The organism is Halomonas sp. LES1, assembly GCF_031846005.1.
GTDB lineage: Bacteria > Pseudomonadota > Gammaproteobacteria > Pseudomonadales > Halomonadaceae > Halomonas.
This window is the reverse complement of the sequence record NZ_JAVRGC010000008.1, coordinates 21,277-38,129: the sequence shown is the minus strand read 5'-3', so window position 1 is coordinate 38,129 and position 16,853 is coordinate 21,277. Positions and strand designations below refer to the sequence as shown.

Below are 16,853 nucleotides of genomic sequence, written 5' to 3'. Positions count from 1 at the left end.
GTCAGGCCGAGCCAGTGAGCAATGAGCTTCTTATGGATGACACCCTGGTGCCCATCGCCATGATCGCCGCCATGGATCGCAACCGGGTGATCGGGGTCGACAACGCGCTACCCTGGTACCTGCCCGAGGACCTCAAGTTCTTCAAGCGCATGACCCAGGCCAAGCCGCTGGTGATGGGACGCAAGACCTTCGACTCCATCGGCCGGCCGCTGCCCGGACGCCTGAATATCGTGGTGACCCGCGACCAGAGCTTTCAGCATGACGGTATCCGGGTCTGCCACGATATCGCCTCGGCGCTGACCCTGGCCGACCAGCAGGCGACCATCGACGGGGTGGAGGAGATCATGGTGATGGGGGGCGCCGAGATCTATGCCCAGGCGCTGCCCCACGCCAGCCGCCTATACCTCACCGAGGTGAATGTCGAGGTGGAGGGCGACGCCCGCTTCCCCGAGATCGACCCCGCCGAGTGGGTGGAGGTCCAACGGGTGGCCGGCAGCCCCGCCGAGGGCCAGCCCGCCTACGACTTCGTGGAGTACCGCCGTCGCGAAGAGCAGCGCCGGGAAAACGTCGGCGCCTGACGACATTTGTCATGGGCGCGCATCTGGCACAGACTTGATGGCACTGCCTGTATCACAGAGCTGTGGGAGGAGAACGGTTTGGCCGAGCAACGCGTACATTCGCTGCTGGACGCCCTGGATGGGCGCACCCGATCGCTGCTGGAGCGCCTGGCCCATGAGCGCGGGGCGCGCCGCCACGCCGAAAGTGTGCAGGGCGAGCTGGCCCAGCGGCTCGGCGAACTGGAGCGTCGCCTGGCAGAGGCACAAGCCGCCCACCGTGAACTCGCCGAAGCGCATCGTGAACTGGAGGAGGCGAAGGGCACGCTGGAGGAAGGCCGTCGCAAGCTTGAGGAGCAGTGCCGTGAGCTGGAAGAGGAGTGCCGCGAGCTCGACGAGCAGAACAGCGAGCTGGAGGCCCATAACCGCCATCTCCATGAACGCCTTACCAGTGGCCAGCCCGCCGAGGGTGGCTTTCGCCCCGGGCGCCGCTCCCAGGGCCTCTCCGCATTGATCGGCCACCGCCCGGCGTCAGCCGACTCCTCCACTCCTTCATCTCCGGTGAGCAGGGCCACGGATAAGTCTGGCTCCTATCAGGCGGACGTATCAGAAACACCGCAATCTTCGCAATCGCCGGATAAATCCGGCTCTTACCAGGCGGCCGTATCGGAAACACTGCAATCACCGATGAGTCGAGCCGCGGATACAGCCGGTTCCTGCGAGGCGGGTGTGGCTGACGCTGCCAGGCCCGTCGGAGCCCGAGTTATCGAGCGAAACGAAGAAGTCTCATCACCCTCCGAGGCTTCCAGCCCTCAGGAGGCAAGCGAGCCGCCATCTCCCCAGGCCCTGCTCGGCGAGTGGTATGTGCGCTATCCCGCCGCCTTCTTCAAGGGGCATACCCGCCCCTTGATGGTCGGTATCCACGAGGTACTGGCCAGTCGTGAGCCCTGGCCCGAAAAGCTGGTGCGTCGCGCCCTGGCCTGCTACGTCAATCTGCCGCGTTATCTCAAGGCGATGCGCGAAGGCGCCGAACGCATCGATCTCGACGGTCAGCCCGCCGGCAAGGTAGATGCCCAGGCCGCCAATTACGCTCACCGCAAGCTCGACCATCTGCAGGGCGACAAGCGGAGCGGAAAAGGGCGCAACCACCAGAATCGGCAGCATCAGGGCCCTGGCAAGTCAGCCAAGGGGGCCATTCAGGCGAAGGGTAGGCCAAAGGCTGGGAGCAAGGGCCCAGAACAGGGTGGCACACCGAAAGGGCGTGCCGATGTTCCCGATTCGGCGTCTCACGAGTCGGGCTCCGCGGCAGCGCCGGCCACCATGGAAGAGAAACTCTCGGCCCTGTTAGCCAAACATAATGGTCGCTGAAGCCTTCTTAAGTCTCTGATTTTGTTGTTCATGTATCTCTAGATGCCAACGGCATGTCGCGCTGGCAGGCGTTGACTTGTGTTCGTCATATCGGCAAGGCATTATGCAGCAACCGCCGTGAGGCGCGTGTTTACGTAGTTGCAGGAAAGTTCCGTGTTGTGAGGGCAGAAAATAGGAAAACAGTGTTTTTTTCTTCTTGCGTTCCCTCATGACCCGGTATAAGGTTGCTCCTGCGAGCATTGGAATATAACTAAGGCTTTGCCGAAGTGAGGCTCGCACCGGCACCCTTCGCGAAGAAGGTCAGCCGAGACGAGCCGGCGCAGACCGGCCGGGCCTGCCGAATCGCCCGAGAGCGGTCGGCAACAAACGATCGAAACAGACTGCTAGTCAAAGGAACATCATCATGATGAAGAAGACACTGTTAGCGACTGCTATTGCCGGCGCCATGGTTGCCACCGGCGCCCAGGCCGCCACCATCTACAACCAGGACGGCACTAAGCTGGACCTGTACGGCAACCTGCAGGTTGCTTATAAGTCTGTTGAGGTGGCTCAGCGCAATGACGCTGGCGAGATTGTGGGTGCGGAGAGTGCAGATGAGCTGTTTGATAACGGCTCAACTATTGGTTTCTCCGGTGAGCATGTGATCAGCCGTGGCCTGACCGGTTACTTCAAGGCCGAGTTCGAGCACGACGTTGATGAAGCCAAGACCGCCGGCGGCCTTAACACCGGCGACCAGGCCTATATGGGTCTGAAAGGCAGCTTCGGTGATGTGCGCCTGGGTTCCTGGGACCCGCTGATCGACGACTGGATCCAGGATCCGATCACCAACAACGAGTTCTTCGATGTCTCTGACTCCAGCTTCTCGCGTGATCTGGATGCAGTTCGCATTGTCGGCATTGAAAACCGTGAAGGTAACAAGCTTCAGTATCTGTCACCTTCCCTCAGCGGTTTCCAGTTTGCTGTTGGCACTCAGTACGAGGGTGATGCCGAGACCGAGAACGTTTCCGGTTCCAGCAACGCCTCTGCCTTCGGTGGCCTGAAGTATACCGCCGGTGCCTTCTCCATCGCGGCTGCCTACGACAACCTCGATAACAACGATGTCTCTATCGGTACTGTAGATGTTGAGGCTGGCGACCAGTATGGTATTACTGCCCAGTACACCATTGATACCTTGCGACTTGCTGCCAAGGTTGAGCGCTTTGAGTCTGACAACGATCTCAGCGAAGACGCCAACTTCTATGCTCTGGGTGCACGCTATGGCTACGGCATGGGCGACATCTACGGTGCTTACCAGTACATCGATGTAGGCGGTGATACCTTCCGCAACACGCTTGGCGATGCCATTTCAGGCGATCTCGAAACCAGCGAGACCTTTAACGAAGTCGTTATTGGGGCCACTTACAACATTTCCGATGCCATGTACACCTTTGTCGAGGGTGCCTGGTACGATCGTGAGAAAGATGCTAGCGACGGCGTTGCCGTTGGTGCCGTCTACCTGTTCTAATCCATTCGGTCGCAGGGCCTGACCCTGCCCCGATGGGTTTCGACATCGAAAGCCGATCCTCCGGGGTCGGCTTTTTTTATTACCGGCATGACCAAGCGAGGTTCCATGAACAAGCCTATCGTGACCGCCGGCCTGCTAAGCCTGGGGCTCGCCCTGGCCGGCTCCCAGGCACTGGCCAGCGAGATGCAGGAGCGCTTCCGCGAATCCGGCAAGCAGCTCGACCTGACCGGCTTTCTGCAGGCCGATAACGACGCCCGCAGCCGCAGCTTCTTTTACGGCGGCGTGCAGGAGCACGACTTCACCGTCAAGGAAGCCGGCACTTATCGTTTCGAAAGCCGGGTGCCGGCCGGGGAGTCCGAGGAGTACCGCATCGAGGCGCTGCTGTTGGACAAGCAAGGTAACGTCCTGGCCCGCAGTGAGGCGCTTGGCCAGAATGGCGGGCTGAGCTTCGAGAAGCGCCTGGAGCCCGGCGACTATGTGTTGCAGGTGCAGGGCAACAAGTTCGGCACGGTGCGCCGTGACGGTAACAGCTTCTCGGTGAGTGTCGCGGGCGTGGGCGTCGAGGAGGGTGTCTCGGCTGGCGAGGGGATCGCCTTTACCGGCACCAGTCGTGAAGGAGGCCGCAACGCCTTCGTGCGCCGTTCGGATGTGGTGGCGCCGATTGCTGTACCCGCGGCTAGCGGGTCTGTCGAGGCGTCGCAGCCCGCTCGCACGGATGCTCAGCCTTCGGCAGTTGAGTCTTCTGCACCTACCACGCCGGGGGCCGCGTCGGCCGACAGCCAGGCAGCGACTGGCGCCACCGCGGCGGCCGAGCCGGCCAAGGGCTTTGAGCGGGTCGTCACCGACGTCAAGATCCGCGCCCGCGGCGAGGTGCTGAGCTTCGAGGTGCTGGAAGCGGGCACCGTGGCTATCGCCACTTCTACCTTCCCCGGTAACGAGGGCACCTACCGCATCGAGGCCGAGGTGGTGGATGAGCAGGGCCGCGTGGTGGCAAGCGACGCCGGCGAGGGCTTCGATGGCGACATCGATCTGCGCACCGAACTGCAGCCGGGTCGCTACACTATTCGCGTTAAAGGGCAGAAGTTCGGCTCGGCGATGAGTGGCGTCAACAACTATGAGCTCGAGGTGCGACAGCTGGATCGTCGCTGAGACCGGCATAAGCTGCCGCTCATCTTTGTTTCCCGAGTGAGTGCACGCAACATCCCCGGCCAGACTGGCCGGGGATGTTGCTGTCTAACCTAACCTATGCTCCCCCACCTGTAGCTCGTTATATCGGCGATTTGAATTCCACCCTCAGGGCTCCGTCGTGACGCCTGTTTAACATGTGCCGCCAGCGTACCGTTATCGGCGGGTCTAGAAACTGTACTTGACCATGCCCTGCAGGCGCAGCGCGTCGCCGTCGCGGCCGTCGACCACCTCGCGGGTATGGTAGGCCGCCTCGATACCGTAGCTGACGCGTTGGATCGGCGACCAGATATAGTTCAGATGCACTGCCGTGAACTGCTCGTTGGCGCCCTCCACCCCGGCGATGCCGGCGTCGCGGGCATCATCCAGGTCCGCCTGGGAGATACCGTATCCCAGGTTGATGGCACCCGGGCCAGCGGTCAGGCTCATGCTGATGTTGGCACCCCAGGCCTCGATGGTCTCGATATTGCTCCCATTCCAGTAGCCCGGCGCCGAAGGGTTGTTCTGCATATATTCGCCGATGCCGTCGCCCCAGGTCAGCGCGCCGCGCAGGGTCAGGGTGTCGCTTGCCGGATAGCGGGCCGCCAGGTTGAGGCCATAGCCGGCGGCGGTGTCATCCATGCCTGCACCATCGACCTCAAGCTGACGGACCATGGCGGCGGCGGAGTAGTGCAGGCCGGCGGCCTGGTTCTGATAGCGCAGGGTTAGATCGGGCAGGCCGGTCTTGGCATCTTTATGTTCGATGTAGACCCCACGCTTGGGATTGAAGTTGGCTGCAACCCCGTCCCGGTAGTCTTCCGGATCTGGATTCTCCAGGGCGATATGCCAGTTGGCCCAGGAGTAGCGCAGCTGCGCCTTGCGACCCACCTTGCTCTGACCCGGCTGGGGCGCCAGGTCGATGGTCGGGGTCTTGCCCAGCAGGCTGCCGAAGTTGGTCCAGGTCTTGCCTGCCGTGATGCCATTCCAGCTGCCGAAGGCGTGGCGCAGGCGCAGATCGCCACCCTCCGGAGCGTTATCGAACCAGTCCACCTCGACCATGGTGGTCAGCTTGCTGCCACCCATGGGGGTAGCGGTCTTGAAGCCCAGGCGGCTCTGGTAGGCGTGCATGGTGGTATGGCCGTCGCTGCCCTCCTGGCCGTCGATCAGGATGCGCGGCCGTGCGGCCAGATCGCCGAGCTTGTTGTCGACGTCGTAGATCATGTCCAGCTTGGCGTAGCCGTAGACGCTGGCGGTGGTGTCACCCACCTCGAAGTCGACAGCGTGGGAGGCCGAGGCGATGGCCAGCGCCAGGGTGCCGCCGGTGAGCAGCGTGGCGTGTTTGAGGCCGATAGGACCTGTCATTGACTTTTCCTTCTTGCGGGACGCCCGGTGGGCGGAAATGGCTCGGCGACGCGGGCGGGTTTCCTTGATGATTCCGCTTGCCGCCGATGGTTGTCATGCTAACCACCCCGGCGCGCCGGGCCCACTGGCAAGGAGCGGAAAAAGCTTGATATGAGTCAAGGGGAAGAAGGATCTGACGATTCTGCCGGTATAAGCAGTTAATTCCGTTTAAACAGCGGGTTAAGAAAGAATTAATGTCCTGCTCTGGATCATCCTTACGGCGGGAAGGGGCCGGATAAACCAAAAAGCCCCGGCCAGTGGCCGGGGCGAAAGGATCGAAGCGTTCTGCTTGTATTGTCGGGTGTTATTGCCAGCATGGCGGGGCCGGACCCGCCATCGGTCAGCTTGTTAGAAGCTGTACATCACCATGCCCTGGATACGAGTGGCGTCACCGTCATCGCCACCCTTGGTCTCACGGCTCGCCCAGGCGGCTTCGATGCCATATTGGATACGTTCGGCCGGCGACCAGATATAGTTCAGGTAAGCGGTTTCATGGGTGTCGGTGCCATCGATGCCCTCATCGTCGAGGTCGACGGTGGCGACGTTATAGGAGGCGTTGATGGCGCCCGGGCCTGCCTTGATGCTGGCGCCGATGGTACCCCCGGTGCTCTCCAGGGTTTCGAGGTCTCCGTTGTCAGCCAGGTAGGCCGGAGACGTCTGCGGGCTGACGTTCATATAGCCGCCGATGCCGTCGCCGTGGGTTACGCCGGCGCGCAGGGTGACGGCCTCGGATACATTCATGGCGGCTTCCAGGGCGATACCCCAGCCAAAGGCGGAGTCATCGCTTACTGTGGCACCAGCATCTTCTGCCGCATCATACTCGAGCTGGCGCAGTACCGCGGAGGCAGAGTACTTGAAGGGGCCGGAGGCATCGGTATAGCGGGCGATTACATCGGGCAGCTCGCTCTTGGCGGCATCATCTGAGGTCTGGACAACATTATTTTCGGTCTTTTCTGAACCACCTAAAGTATCCGGATCCTCGATGGAGGCCGAGAAGTTGCCGGCGGTATAGCGCAGCTGCGGCTGACGCGCCTGGTTGCCCACTCCGGGCGGGCCGGTAAAGTCGATGGACGGCGTGCCGGCCACGAAACCATAGAAGTTGGTCCAGGTCTGGCCGGTCAGGATGCCGTCCCAGGAGCCGTAGGCATGACGCAGGCGGAAGGAGCCGCCACCGCTGCCGTAGAAGTCGCCTTCGATGCGGGTGACCAGGTCGCTGCCCGAGACCGGTGTTGAGGTCTGGAAGCCGATGCGGCTCTGGTAGGCGTGCATATTGAAGTGGCCATCCTGGCTCTCATCACCATCCAGAGCGATGTTCTTGTGGCCAATGGAGTTGCCGAGGTCGGTATCCACGTCATAGATGATATCCAGCTTGGCATAGCCGTAGACGCTGGCCTTGGTATCGCCGACTTCAAAATCCACTGCGTGGGAGGCGCTCGCCACGGCCAGTGCCAGGGCAGAGGCGGTAAAGATCGAGGCCTGCTTCACTTTATTGTGTTGGGTCACGTGCATTGTTCCTTGAATCACTTGGCCGTGAGGGCCGGCTTTATAGTGTTGTTCCTGCGGTGCACGCCAATATGGCGAATTGGCCATGCAGCTGACGTAAACGTCAGGACGAAGTTAGCGAGACGCAGCGTTGATAACAACGCCATAGGGGTTTAAGGCGACTAAAGTTGTAGGAACTTTGCCGGCGGCTATCCCGACATCGACCACAGCGGCCCGACGGGTCTCTTGATCGAGTGGAGCAGTTCGAGAAGGTCAGCCGTGCCCTATGGGTCAAGCCGCTGGGCAGCTAATAAAAAGTCGGGGAGTGACCAGAACAGTCAGGCGCTACAGGAAGCAGGCAGGAAGTGGCGCCCCCTTCAGGATTCGAACCTGAGACCTTCCCCTTAGGAGGGGGACGCTCTATCAACATGTGCTAGGTAGATAAATAGAGTAACCTATTGTTATATATGGAGTTTTCTCACTCTATCTCTGGTTTTGGCAAATGCAAAAGAGCGGGAATGCGTCCGTTTGTAGGTGGTTTTTAGGGGGATTTAGGACTAAAAATCTGGCTATAGTCAAAGTTGGGTTCGGTAACAAAGATCACACTACATACTTCAATGAGTCGCCGTGATCATCCATCGATGAGCAATGCACACGCCTTCTAGTGCCTGTTAGACGATAAGCGGAGGAAAAGCGACCACTGGGTCGTCTTTCTTATGTCTGCGAGATGGCGTCCCTGGCAGGATTTGAACCTGCGACCTGCCGCTTAGGAGGCGGCTGCTCTATCCAGCTGAGCTACAGGGACGTGTCTGACGAAATCTGAGGGTCGACACCTTACCAGACGCCTCAGATTTTGCGTAGGGCTAGTCCAAAATGGCTGTCCGGAACGGGCAGCTCAGGTTGGACTAAAATCAGGCCAAAAATGGCCAATTCTGGACTATTTTGAAGGCTAGGTTAGTCCTAGCGCTCCCGGAAATCCGTAGATTTCCCTTCTAACCTACTGTTTTTACAGGTCATCCAGTCAATGCCCCGAACCCTTCGCTTTAACATAGGAGGGGGACGCTCTATCCAGCTGAGCTAAGGGGGCAACACGCGGCGCATTATAGAGAAATGCGCCGCCGAGGGGAACCGGCAGCAAGGTGCATCGTCGATAGATGCCGTCTCGGATTGCAGCGATTCGAGGTGTTATGGATATGAGCCGGAGGCGGCTTGCGGGTAGAATGCCGGCATCTTCGTACAAGGTCGCCCCATGACTGTCCCCTCGTCTCCGCCTCCATCGTCTCCGCTCTCCATCCATGGTGATCGACACTTCGACGGCCTGGCCGACAAGTTTGCCGCGAGCCTCTATGGCGGCGTGCGGGGAGAGCTGCGCCTGGCGCTGCTCGACCGCCTGCTGCCGGAGATGCTCGATCTGAGCGGCCAACCGCTGCTCGACGTGGGCGGCGGCCTGGGGCAGCTGGCCGGCTGGTTCGCCGAGCGGGGCCATCTGGTCACCCTGGCCGAGCCCTCCGCCGAGATGCTCGAGCGTGCACGCGAGGCGCTCCTGGAAACATCAGCCGAGCACGAGGTCACCTTTCTTCCGGCGCCGCTGCAGGCGCTTCCCGAGCAGGCCCCCGGGCCCTGGTCGCTGATCGCCTGTCATGCGGTGCTCGAATGGCTGGGCGATCCGCGGGCGGCACTGGCCACCCTGGCCGGCCTGCTGGCCCCCGGCGGGCAGCTCTCGTTGATGGTCTTCAATCGCGATGCCCTGCGCTTATCCAATGTGGTCAAGGGTAACCTGCAGAAGGCCCTGGATGACCGCCTGGAGGGCAAGGGGCTGCGTCGTCGACTGACGCCGATCTCGCCGCTGACACACGCCCAGATCATGGCCTGGAGCGCCGAGCTGGGCCTGGAGGTGCGCGAGGTGGCGGGCATTCGGGTCTTCCACGACTATCTGCGCAGCCCACCGCAGACTGACGACGATCGCGAGCGGCTGCTCGAGCTCGAGTGGCGCTACTGCCGGGTCGATCCCCACTGGCGGCTGGGCCGCTATCTGCTCTATACCCTGGTGCATCGCGAGACCCCGGTTTCACCCGCCTCTTCATCAGTCTCTTCACCAACCTCTTCATCAACCTCTTTACAAGACCAGGAGCCCCTGTGATGCATGCCGAGACACCACGCGCCGAGAATCCGGTCTGCCAGCTGCTGGAGCGCCAGGCCGCCGACTATCGCGGTTGGTGGTGGGTGGCGCCGCCACGGGACGCCTGGCTGGAGGCGGGGCAGGGCGTGGCGATCAGTGCGGATCTGAGCCTGCGCGAGGCGTGGCAGGCCGCCGGCGGCGACGCTCATTCGCCCTTTGCGCCCGAGCTTGTTGATGACGAGCTTGGCCCGGCCGGGGTGGTGCTGTTCTGGCCCAAGAGTCATGCCCTGGGCGAGTGGTGGCTGCTGTGGTTGTGCGCGACTCTGCCCGAGGGCACGCCGCTACAGCTGGTGGGCGAGAACCAGGGCGGCATCAAACGGGTACTCAAGGTGCTGGCCGCCCTCGGGTTGGGCTGCCGCAAGCTCGACAGCGCGCGGCGCTGCTCGCTGTTCGAGAGCCGTCTCGGCCGCGTGGAAATCGATCCGGCGGCGGCCTGGACCACCTTCGATGCCGGTCTGGAGGGCGAGCCGTTGACCCTGGCCAGCCACCCGGGTGTATTCGGCCATGGCAAGCTCGACGATGGCACCCGGCTGCTGCTGGAGACCCTGCCCGGCACCCTGCCGTTCGAGGGCCGCGAGCTTCTGGATATGGGCTGCGGTGACGGTATCCTCGCCACCTGGCTGGCACGCCGGGGAGCGCGGGCCAGCGCCGTGGATGTCAACGCCTTCTCGGTGGAGGCGACCCGGCGCAGCCTGGCGACCAACGAGCTGGCCGGCGAGGTGCTGGAGAGTGACGTCTACTCGGCGCTGGCGGGGCGTCAGTTCGATGCCATCATCAGCAACCCGCCGTTTCATCAGGAGCGGGCCATCGATTATGGCCCCGCGGCGCGGCTGATCGGCGAGGCGCCGGCGCACCTGCGCCCCGGCGGTGCCTTGATCATCGTGGCCAACGCCTTCCTGCCCTATCCGGATCGGCTCGAGCGCGCCTTCGGCAGCTTCGAGATCCTCGCCGACGATCGCCGTTATCGGGTCTATCGCGCCATCAAGCGCTGATCAGTCCTGTGGGTCGCGGTAGTCGATCTCGGTGATGATATAGGTGGTCTCGCCACCGGGGGCGGCCACCGTGACCTCCTCGTCCAGGGGCTTGCCGAGCAGCGCCCTGGCCAGCGGCGAGTCGACGCTGATCCAGTGCTTGTCGGGGGCGATCTCGTCGTGGCCGACGATGCGGATGCGCATCTCCTCGCCTTCTTCATCCTCCAGGGTGACGAAGGCGCCGAAGTAGACCTTGCCGGTATCCGCCGGCAGCCGGTCCACCACCGTCAGTTCGTCGAGCCGCTTGGTCAGGTAGCGAATGCGTGCGATGACCCGGTTCAGCTCCTTCTTGTTGTACGTATAGTCGGCGTTCTCCGAGCGGTCGCCCAGGGCCGCCGCCTCGCCCACCTTGGCGGAGAGGGCGGGGCGTTTGACCCGCGAGAGATGGTCGAGGATGCCGCGCAGCCGCTCGGCGCCCTCGGCGGTGATCAGGTCGCTCTTGGGCTCCTGGCGCGGATCCTTGGCCGGGTCGCGCCAGCGGGTCATGTTACGGCCTTTCATGGGGTACCTCGTGATTCATGGCCTGTCGGTATCTGGCGGGAACATACGCCAAGCGAGTGGCGAAGGCCAAGATGGACGCGACTGGCGAATGATTCAAACGTTCGTTACATTCGGGGTGGGGTCACAATACCAACACCCGAAGGAGAGCCGAGATGATACGACGTCGACTGCTTGCAAGCGCCATGGGGCTGGGCGTCAGCCTGAGCCTGGCGGTGCTTCCCCTGGCGGCCGCCCACGCCTGGGAGGCGCGGGTGGAGGGCATGAAGAACCACTGGGAGCGGGTGGTGACCGAGCAGCCCGAAGGGGAGCGCGCCGATGGCCTCAAGGCCCTGGCCGGCCAGGCCGAGCGGCTGGTGGAGGAGCAACCGGATGCGGCGGTGCCGCTGGTGTGGCAGGGCATCATCGAGGCCTCCTGGGCGCGGGAGCGTAGCGGCCTTGGAGCGCTCTCCAGCGCCAAGAGCGCTCGCGCGGCCCTGGAGCGGGCGGTCGAGCTCGACCCCCAGGGGCACAATGGCTCCGCCTACGTCACCCTGGGTGCGCTCTACGATCGCGTGCCGGGTGGCCTGGTAGGCTTCGGCGACAGCGAGACCGCCGAGCGCATGTTCCAGCAGGCCCTGGCGATTCGCCCCGACGGTATCGATGTCAATTTCTACTATGCCGCCTTCCTCAAGGAGGAAGGGCGCCTGGACGAGGCCCGCGAGCATGCCCGGCGCGCCGTGGAAGGGCAGGCTCGGCCGTCTCGCACGGCCTCCGACGAGGCGCTGCGCGACAAGGCCCGCGAGCTGCTGACCAGTCTCTGAGGTGCAGGGCCCACAAGCTATCTGAGTTAACTTGCGGTTATGGTCAGCGCTATCGCAGTTACCGACAGGGTAATAGCGAAAGGCGCCGGGGACAGACCGGAGAGGGGGTCCGAGGACCAAGGATGGCCGAGGTAGCCTACAAGGAAGTACTTGTAGCGCCCCCTCGACGTCCTGTCGCCGGAATAGCCTTGAGCGATGTTGCTGTCTGCGATAGTCCTATGGGGTATGACGTTCAAGGTTGGCATCCCCGGTGTCGATCACGATAATGGGGCCTTTCCTGTGACCGGAGAGCGCCATGCGTGACCCGCGCGAGATCCCGGATCTGGCTGCCGCACCCTTCACCCGTGCCGATGTGGAGCTTGTCGAGCGCCGTTGCCTCCATCAGGGCTTCTTCCGTCTGGAAGCCCTGCATCTGCGCCACCGCCTGTTCCAGGGTGGCTGGAGCGAGCCCATGGTGCGCGAGGTGCACCAGCGCCACGACGCCGTGGGGGTGCTGCTCTACGACCCCGAGCGCGATGCCGTGGTGCTGGTGGAGCAGTTCCGTGCCGGGGCCATCGATGATCCCGAGTCTCCCTGGAAGCTCGAGGTCGTCGCGGGCCTGGTGGAGCGGGGCGAGAGCGTTGCCGATGTCGCGCGCCGTGAAAGCCAGGAGGAGGCGGGGTGCGAAGTGGGCGAGCTGATCGAGCTGCACACCTACTATCCCAGCCCCGGCGCCTGCAACGAGCGGGTTACCCTGCTGTGTGGCCTGGTCGACAGCCGCGGCCTCGGCGGGGTGCACGGCCTGGACGAGGAGCACGAGGACATTCGCGTGCATGTGCTGTCGTTTGCGCGGGCCTGGGAACTCCTGCAGACTGGACGACTCGACAATGCCATGTGCCTGATCGCCTTCCACTGGCTGGCCGGCGAACGGGCCTCATTGCGAGCGAGGAGGTAGCGTGCCGACGAGAAGCGCCTATGTGACCGATCTGAAGAGCCTGCAAGGCGAGTGCAGCGCCAACTACCTGAGGCTGCTGCGCCTGATGGGTGAGCTTGCGCCCGGTGAGAGCCGTGAGGTGGAGCTGGTGAGCCATGGCCACCGTGTCGGCCAGCTGTGCCTCAAGCTGCAGGAGCGCGCGCCCTATACCAGCATCGTGCGGGTCACTCAGCGCGGCATCCTCGACGACTACCTCGAGACGCCTCGCATGCGTGTGCATCTCTATCATGATGCGCGCATGGCCGAGGTCACCGACTTCCAGCGCCAGCGCCACTTCCACGGCCGCTATCGCTACCCCAATGCCCAGATGCACCAGCCGGACGAGAAACTGCAGCTCAACCGCTTCCTCGGCGAGTGGCTCGAGCACGGCCTGGCCCACGGCCACTCCCTTGACGTGCCAGAGCTGCGCTAAGCGGCTGACATCCCCCGGAGCCTGCCATGCCCCGCCTGGTTCAGATCAGCGACTTTCATCTATGCGCCGACCCAAAGGCCCGCGGCCGGCGCGGGGTGCCGCTGCGCCAGCTGGAGGCGGTGGTGGCGGCCGTCAACCAGGAACGTCCGGACCTGGTGCTGGTCACCGGTGACATCAGCAACGATGATAGCGCCGCCTCTTATGCGCTGGCACGGCGCACGCTGGACACCCTCGATGCGCCCTGGGAGTGGCTGCCCGGCAATCACGATGTGCTCGCCCCTATGGCCGAGACTCGGCCACTGAACGATGAGCTGACCCTCGGCCACTGGCGACTCCTGCTGCTCGATACCCATCTGCCCGGCCAGCCCCACGGTGAACTCGATGCGGCGGCCCTGCAGGCGCTGGAGCGTCGCCTCGTCGCGGAGACATCGCGGCCGGTACTGATCGCCATGCATCATCCGCCCCTGTTGGTAGGGTCCGCCTGGCTGGATGCCATCGGCCTGCGGCGCAGGGAGACGTTCTGGCAGACCCTGGCTCCCCATTCGCACGTCCAGGCGATTCTGTGTGGTCATATTCACCAGGCCTTCGTCGGGCGCCATGCGCTGGAGGAGGGCGAGGTCACGGTCTACGGCTGCCCCTCCACCATCGACCCCTTTCTACCGGGCAGCGAGCACTTTGCCGTCGACCCGGTCGCGCGCCCCGGGTATCGCGTCATCGACCTGGAGGAGGAGGTGTTGACGACGCGGGTCGAACGGGTCGATATCTCGATATAAGTTATAAAAAGATAGATATTGATTCTTTTGGGTTATTACTGGCCCGGCGTTACCCTGCTAGACATCGACAATCGACAGCGTCCCTGTCTTCTTTGCCATGTCATGCGAGGTAACCGGCCATGACCCTGCTTCATGCCCCCAAGCGCACGGAGGCGCCCGCGGCGACTGCCGTGCCCGATCCACGGCGGCTCACCCACCTCAAGCAGCTCGAGGCGGAGTCGATCCATATCATCCGCGAGGTAGTGGCCGAGTTCGCCAACCCGGTGATGCTCTACTCCATCGGCAAGGATTCGGCGGTGATGCTGCATCTGGCCCGCAAGGCCTTCTACCCCGGGCCGCCGCCCTTTCCGCTGCTGCATGTCGACACCACCTGGAAGTTCCGCGAGATGATCGCCTTTCGCGATCGCATGGCCGAACAGGCGGGCATGGAGCTGCTGGTGCACACCAACGAGGAGGGGCGTGCCGCCGGCATCAACCCCTTCGATCACGGCTCCAGCGGCTATACCGATGTGATGAAGACCCAGGCCCTCAAGCAGGCCCTGGACCACTACGGCTTCGATGCCGCCTTCGGTGGCGCACGCCGGGACGAGGAGGCGAGCCGCGCCAAGGAGCGAGTGTTCTCCTTCCGCGACCGCTTCCACCGCTGGGACCCCAAGAATCAGCGCCCCGAGCTGTGGAACCTCTACAACGCCCGGGTCAACAAGGGCGAGTCGATCCGCGCCTTCCCGCTCTCGAACTGGACCGAGCTGGATATCTGGCAATACATCTACCTGGAGAGCATCCCCATCGTGCCGCTCTACTTCGCCGCGCCACGCCCGGTCGTGGAGCGTGACGGCATGCAGATCATGGTCGATGACGAGCGCCTGCCGCTGGCCCAGGGCGAGGTCCCCGAGGAGAAGTGGGTGCGCTTTCGCACCCTGGGCTGCTATCCGCTCACCGGGGCGGTGGAGTCGAAGGCGGCGACACTGCCCGAGATCATCCAGGAGATGCTGCTGACCCGCACCAGCGAACGCAGCGGCCGTGCCATCGACCACGACCAGGCCGGCTCCATGGAGAGGAAGAAGCGCGAAGGGTATTTCTAGCCGCTGGCGAAACCTCGCTGCGCTCGGCCATACGGCGTTGAACATCGGCTCAAGATGCTCATTTACTACCGTAAACTCCGCTCTTTCGCCGCTGTTCGCCTTGTCTGGCCATCGCTCGCTGACGTTTCGCTCAGCGCCTTTATACATTTTTCCGGGGTATCGACATGGCCCATCAATCTTCCCTCATAGCAGATAATATCGAGCAGTATCTGAATGAGCATGAGAACAAGGACCTGCTGCGCTTCATCACCTGTGGCAGCGTTGACGACGGCAAGTCGACCCTGATCGGTCGACTGCTGCACGACTCCAAGATGATCTTCGACGACCAGCTGGCGGCGATTACCCAGGCCTCAAAGAAGAGCGGTACCACCGGTGAGGAGGTGGATCTGGCGCTGCTGGTCGATGGCCTGCAGTCGGAGCGCGAGCAGGGCATCACCATCGATGTGGCCTACCGCTTCTTCTCAACCGATCGTCGCAAGTTCATCATCGCCGACACCCCGGGCCACGAGCAGTACACGCGAAACATGGCCACCGGGGCCTCCAACGCGAGCCTGGCGATCATCCTGATCGATGCGCGTCACGGGGTGCAGACCCAGACCCGGCGGCACAGCTTTATCGCCGACCTGCTGGGCATCCAGCATCTGGTGGTGGCGGTCAACAAGCTCGACCTGGTGGACTACTCCCGCGAGCGCTTCGAGGAGATCGTCGCCGAGTATCAGACGATCGCCGAGAAGCTCAATGCCCCGGATATCCGCTTCGTGCCGATTTCGGCGCTCAAGGGCGATAACGTGGTCAATCCCAGCGCCGCCATGCCCTGGTACAGGGTGGAGGGAGAGCCGGGGCCGACCTTGCTGGAGCTGCTCGAGACGGTAGAGGTCAGCCGCGATCGCAATCTCTCCGACCTGCGCCTGCCGGTGCAGATCGTCAACCGCCCCAATCTCGATTTTCGCGGCTATGCCGGCACCCTGGAGGCCGGTCTGCTGCGCCCCGGTCAGGCGATCAAGGTGCTGCCCTCGGGGGTGAGCTCAACGGTCGAGCGCATCGTGACCTGGGACGGCGATCTGGAGGAGGCCTTCCCCGGCCAGGCGATCACCGTGACCCTCGCCGATGAGCTGGATATTTCCCGGGGTGACTGGATCGTCGCCGAGGATGCCGAGGTGGCGCTCACGAATGTCTTCGAGGCGGATATCGTCTGGATGCACGAGCAGCCCCTCGAGCCTGGCCGCCAGGTCGATATTCGTCTGGCCGGCCGCTCGGTGGCGGGGCAGGTGAGTGCCATCGATCATCAGGTGGACGTCAATACCCTGGAGCGCCACCCGGCCGAGCGCCTCGAGCTCAACGCCATCGCCCGCTGCCGGGTGACATTGACGGGAGAGGTGCCGGTGGATGACTATGCTCACAGCCCCGGTACCGGCAGCTTTATCGTCATCGACCGGCTGACCAATGTCACCGTGGGGGCCGGGATGATTCGCCATATCCATGCAGGCGAGGATGCCACCCCCGCCGATGGCGATATCGACTGGGCCGGTTTCGAGCTGGAACTCAATGCCCTGGTACGCCGCTATTTCCCCCACTGGGAGGCCAGGGACCTGCGCGAGCTGCTCCGCCGAGAGCCATAATCCGAGGGAG

The 16,853-nt window shown here is 63.2% G+C and carries 15 protein-coding genes and 1 tRNA gene; 12 read left to right on the top strand and 4 right to left on the bottom strand.

Going from position 1 to position 16,853, the window contains the following annotated elements; genetic code table 11:
* Positions 1 to 32 precede the first annotated feature (32 nt).
* The 4 genes from RM463_RS15080 (at position 33) to RM463_RS15065 (ending at position 4,575) form a co-directional block, all read left to right on the top strand.
* A complete protein-coding gene (locus RM463_RS15080; RefSeq protein WP_311430458.1) occupies positions 33 to 578 on the top strand; it encodes a dihydrofolate reductase in 546 nt (181 codons plus the stop codon).
* A gap of 78 nt (positions 579 to 656) precedes the next feature.
* Positions 657 to 1,922: a ProQ/FINO family protein gene (locus tag RM463_RS15075; protein WP_311430457.1), complete on the top strand. Its 1,266-nt coding sequence runs from the start codon at positions 657 to 659 to the stop codon at positions 1,920 to 1,922.
* Between the two features lie 403 nt (positions 1,923 to 2,325).
* Positions 2,326 to 3,426, top strand: coding sequence for a porin (locus tag RM463_RS15070; protein ID WP_311430456.1), 1,101 nt, complete (start codon positions 2,326 to 2,328; stop codon positions 3,424 to 3,426).
* Between the two features lie 105 nt (positions 3,427 to 3,531).
* Entirely contained in the window at positions 3,532 to 4,575 is a 1,044-nt protein-coding gene (locus tag RM463_RS15065) for a hypothetical protein (protein ID WP_311430455.1), read from the top strand.
* A gap of 204 nt (positions 4,576 to 4,779) precedes the next feature.
* Here RM463_RS15065 and RM463_RS15060 read toward each other — a convergent pair whose 3' ends face one another.
* The 3 genes from RM463_RS15060 to RM463_RS15050 form a co-directional block, all read right to left on the bottom strand.
* Positions 4,780 to 5,952: a hypothetical protein gene (locus RM463_RS15060; RefSeq protein ID WP_311430454.1), complete on the bottom strand. Its 1,173-nt coding sequence runs from the start codon at positions 5,950 to 5,952 to the stop codon at positions 4,780 to 4,782.
* Positions 5,953 to 6,339: 387 nt separating this feature from the next.
* Positions 6,340 to 7,494, bottom strand: coding sequence for a DcaP family trimeric outer membrane transporter (locus tag RM463_RS15055; protein ID WP_311430453.1), 1,155 nt, complete (start codon positions 7,492 to 7,494; stop codon positions 6,340 to 6,342).
* A gap of 707 nt (positions 7,495 to 8,201) precedes the next feature.
* Positions 8,202 to 8,278: transfer RNA gene (locus RM463_RS15050), tRNA-Arg, on the bottom strand.
* A gap of 444 nt (positions 8,279 to 8,722) precedes the next feature.
* Here RM463_RS15050 and RM463_RS15045 point away from each other — a divergent pair.
* Together RM463_RS15045 and RM463_RS15040 are read left to right on the top strand one after the other, a co-directional pair.
* The gene (locus RM463_RS15045) at positions 8,723 to 9,613 is read left to right on the top strand and encodes a methyltransferase domain-containing protein (RefSeq protein WP_311430452.1); all 891 of its coding nucleotides are present in this window, start codon (positions 8,723 to 8,725) and stop codon (positions 9,611 to 9,613) included.
* On the top strand, positions 9,613 to 10,644 hold the full coding sequence (locus RM463_RS15040; protein ID WP_311430451.1) for a class I SAM-dependent methyltransferase: 1,032 nt from the start codon (positions 9,613 to 9,615) through the stop codon (positions 10,642 to 10,644). The genes RM463_RS15045 and RM463_RS15040 overlap by 1 nt, the downstream gene beginning before the upstream one ends.
* On the opposite strand, the gene greB is transcribed toward RM463_RS15040, so the two are convergent.
* Positions 10,645 to 11,184 carry a transcription elongation factor GreB gene (greB, locus tag RM463_RS15035; RefSeq protein ID WP_311430450.1) on the bottom strand — a complete coding sequence of 180 codons (540 nt, stop codon included), beginning with the start codon at positions 11,182 to 11,184 and terminating at the stop codon, positions 10,645 to 10,647. It lies immediately after the preceding gene.
* 152 nt (positions 11,185 to 11,336) lie between these two features.
* On the opposite strand from greB, the gene RM463_RS15030 reads away from it, so the two are divergent.
* From RM463_RS15030 to cysN, 6 genes are all read left to right on the top strand, one after another.
* The gene (locus tag RM463_RS15030; RefSeq protein WP_311430449.1) at positions 11,337 to 11,984 is read left to right on the top strand and encodes a tetratricopeptide repeat protein; all 648 of its coding nucleotides are present in this window, start codon (positions 11,337 to 11,339) and stop codon (positions 11,982 to 11,984) included.
* Positions 11,985 to 12,279: 295 nt separating this feature from the next.
* Positions 12,280 to 12,918: an NUDIX domain-containing protein gene (locus tag RM463_RS15025; protein WP_311430448.1), complete on the top strand. Its 639-nt coding sequence runs from the start codon at positions 12,280 to 12,282 to the stop codon at positions 12,916 to 12,918.
* Position 12,919: 1 nt separating this feature from the next.
* Positions 12,920 to 13,369, top strand: a complete 450-nt coding sequence (locus RM463_RS15020) for a DUF1249 domain-containing protein (RefSeq protein WP_195688321.1) — start codon at positions 12,920 to 12,922, stop codon at positions 13,367 to 13,369.
* Positions 13,370 to 13,395: 26 nt separating this feature from the next.
* Complete coding sequence (locus tag RM463_RS15015; RefSeq protein WP_311430447.1) at positions 13,396 to 14,142, top strand: metallophosphoesterase; 747 nt, start codon at positions 13,396 to 13,398, stop codon at positions 14,140 to 14,142.
* 119 nt (positions 14,143 to 14,261) lie between these two features.
* On the top strand, positions 14,262 to 15,224 hold the full coding sequence (cysD, locus tag RM463_RS15010) for a sulfate adenylyltransferase subunit CysD (protein ID WP_311430446.1): 963 nt from the start codon (positions 14,262 to 14,264) through the stop codon (positions 15,222 to 15,224).
* Positions 15,225 to 15,388: 164 nt separating this feature from the next.
* Positions 15,389 to 16,843, top strand: a complete 1,455-nt coding sequence (cysN, locus tag RM463_RS15005) for a sulfate adenylyltransferase subunit CysN (protein WP_311430445.1) — start codon at positions 15,389 to 15,391, stop codon at positions 16,841 to 16,843.
* Positions 16,844 to 16,853 lie beyond the last annotated feature (10 nt).

Coding starts and splice junctions, on each gene's coding strand:
- RM463_RS15070 (WP_311430456.1), top strand. CDS start 2,326: ATGATGAAGAAGACACTGTTAGCGACTGCTATTGCCGGCGCCATGGTT.
- RM463_RS15030 (WP_311430449.1), top strand. CDS start 11,337: ATGATACGACGTCGACTGCTTGCAAGCGCCATGGGGCTGGGCGTCAGC.
- RM463_RS15015 (WP_311430447.1), top strand. CDS start 13,396: ATGCCCCGCCTGGTTCAGATCAGCGACTTTCATCTATGCGCCGACCCA.
- RM463_RS15040 (WP_311430451.1), top strand. CDS start 9,613: ATGCATGCCGAGACACCACGCGCCGAGAATCCGGTCTGCCAGCTGCTG.
- RM463_RS15065 (WP_311430455.1), top strand. CDS start 3,532: ATGAACAAGCCTATCGTGACCGCCGGCCTGCTAAGCCTGGGGCTCGCC.
- cysD (WP_311430446.1), top strand. CDS start 14,262: ATGACCCTGCTTCATGCCCCCAAGCGCACGGAGGCGCCCGCGGCGACT.
- greB (WP_311430450.1), bottom strand. CDS start 11,184: ATGAAAGGCCGTAACATGACCCGCTGGCGCGACCCGGCCAAGGATCCG.
- RM463_RS15080 (WP_311430458.1), top strand. CDS start 33: ATGGATGACACCCTGGTGCCCATCGCCATGATCGCCGCCATGGATCGC.
- cysN (WP_311430445.1), top strand. CDS start 15,389: ATGGCCCATCAATCTTCCCTCATAGCAGATAATATCGAGCAGTATCTG.
- RM463_RS15025 (WP_311430448.1), top strand. CDS start 12,280: ATGCGTGACCCGCGCGAGATCCCGGATCTGGCTGCCGCACCCTTCACC.
- RM463_RS15060 (WP_311430454.1), bottom strand. CDS start 5,952: ATGACAGGTCCTATCGGCCTCAAACACGCCACGCTGCTCACCGGCGGC.
- RM463_RS15045 (WP_311430452.1), top strand. CDS start 8,723: ATGACTGTCCCCTCGTCTCCGCCTCCATCGTCTCCGCTCTCCATCCAT.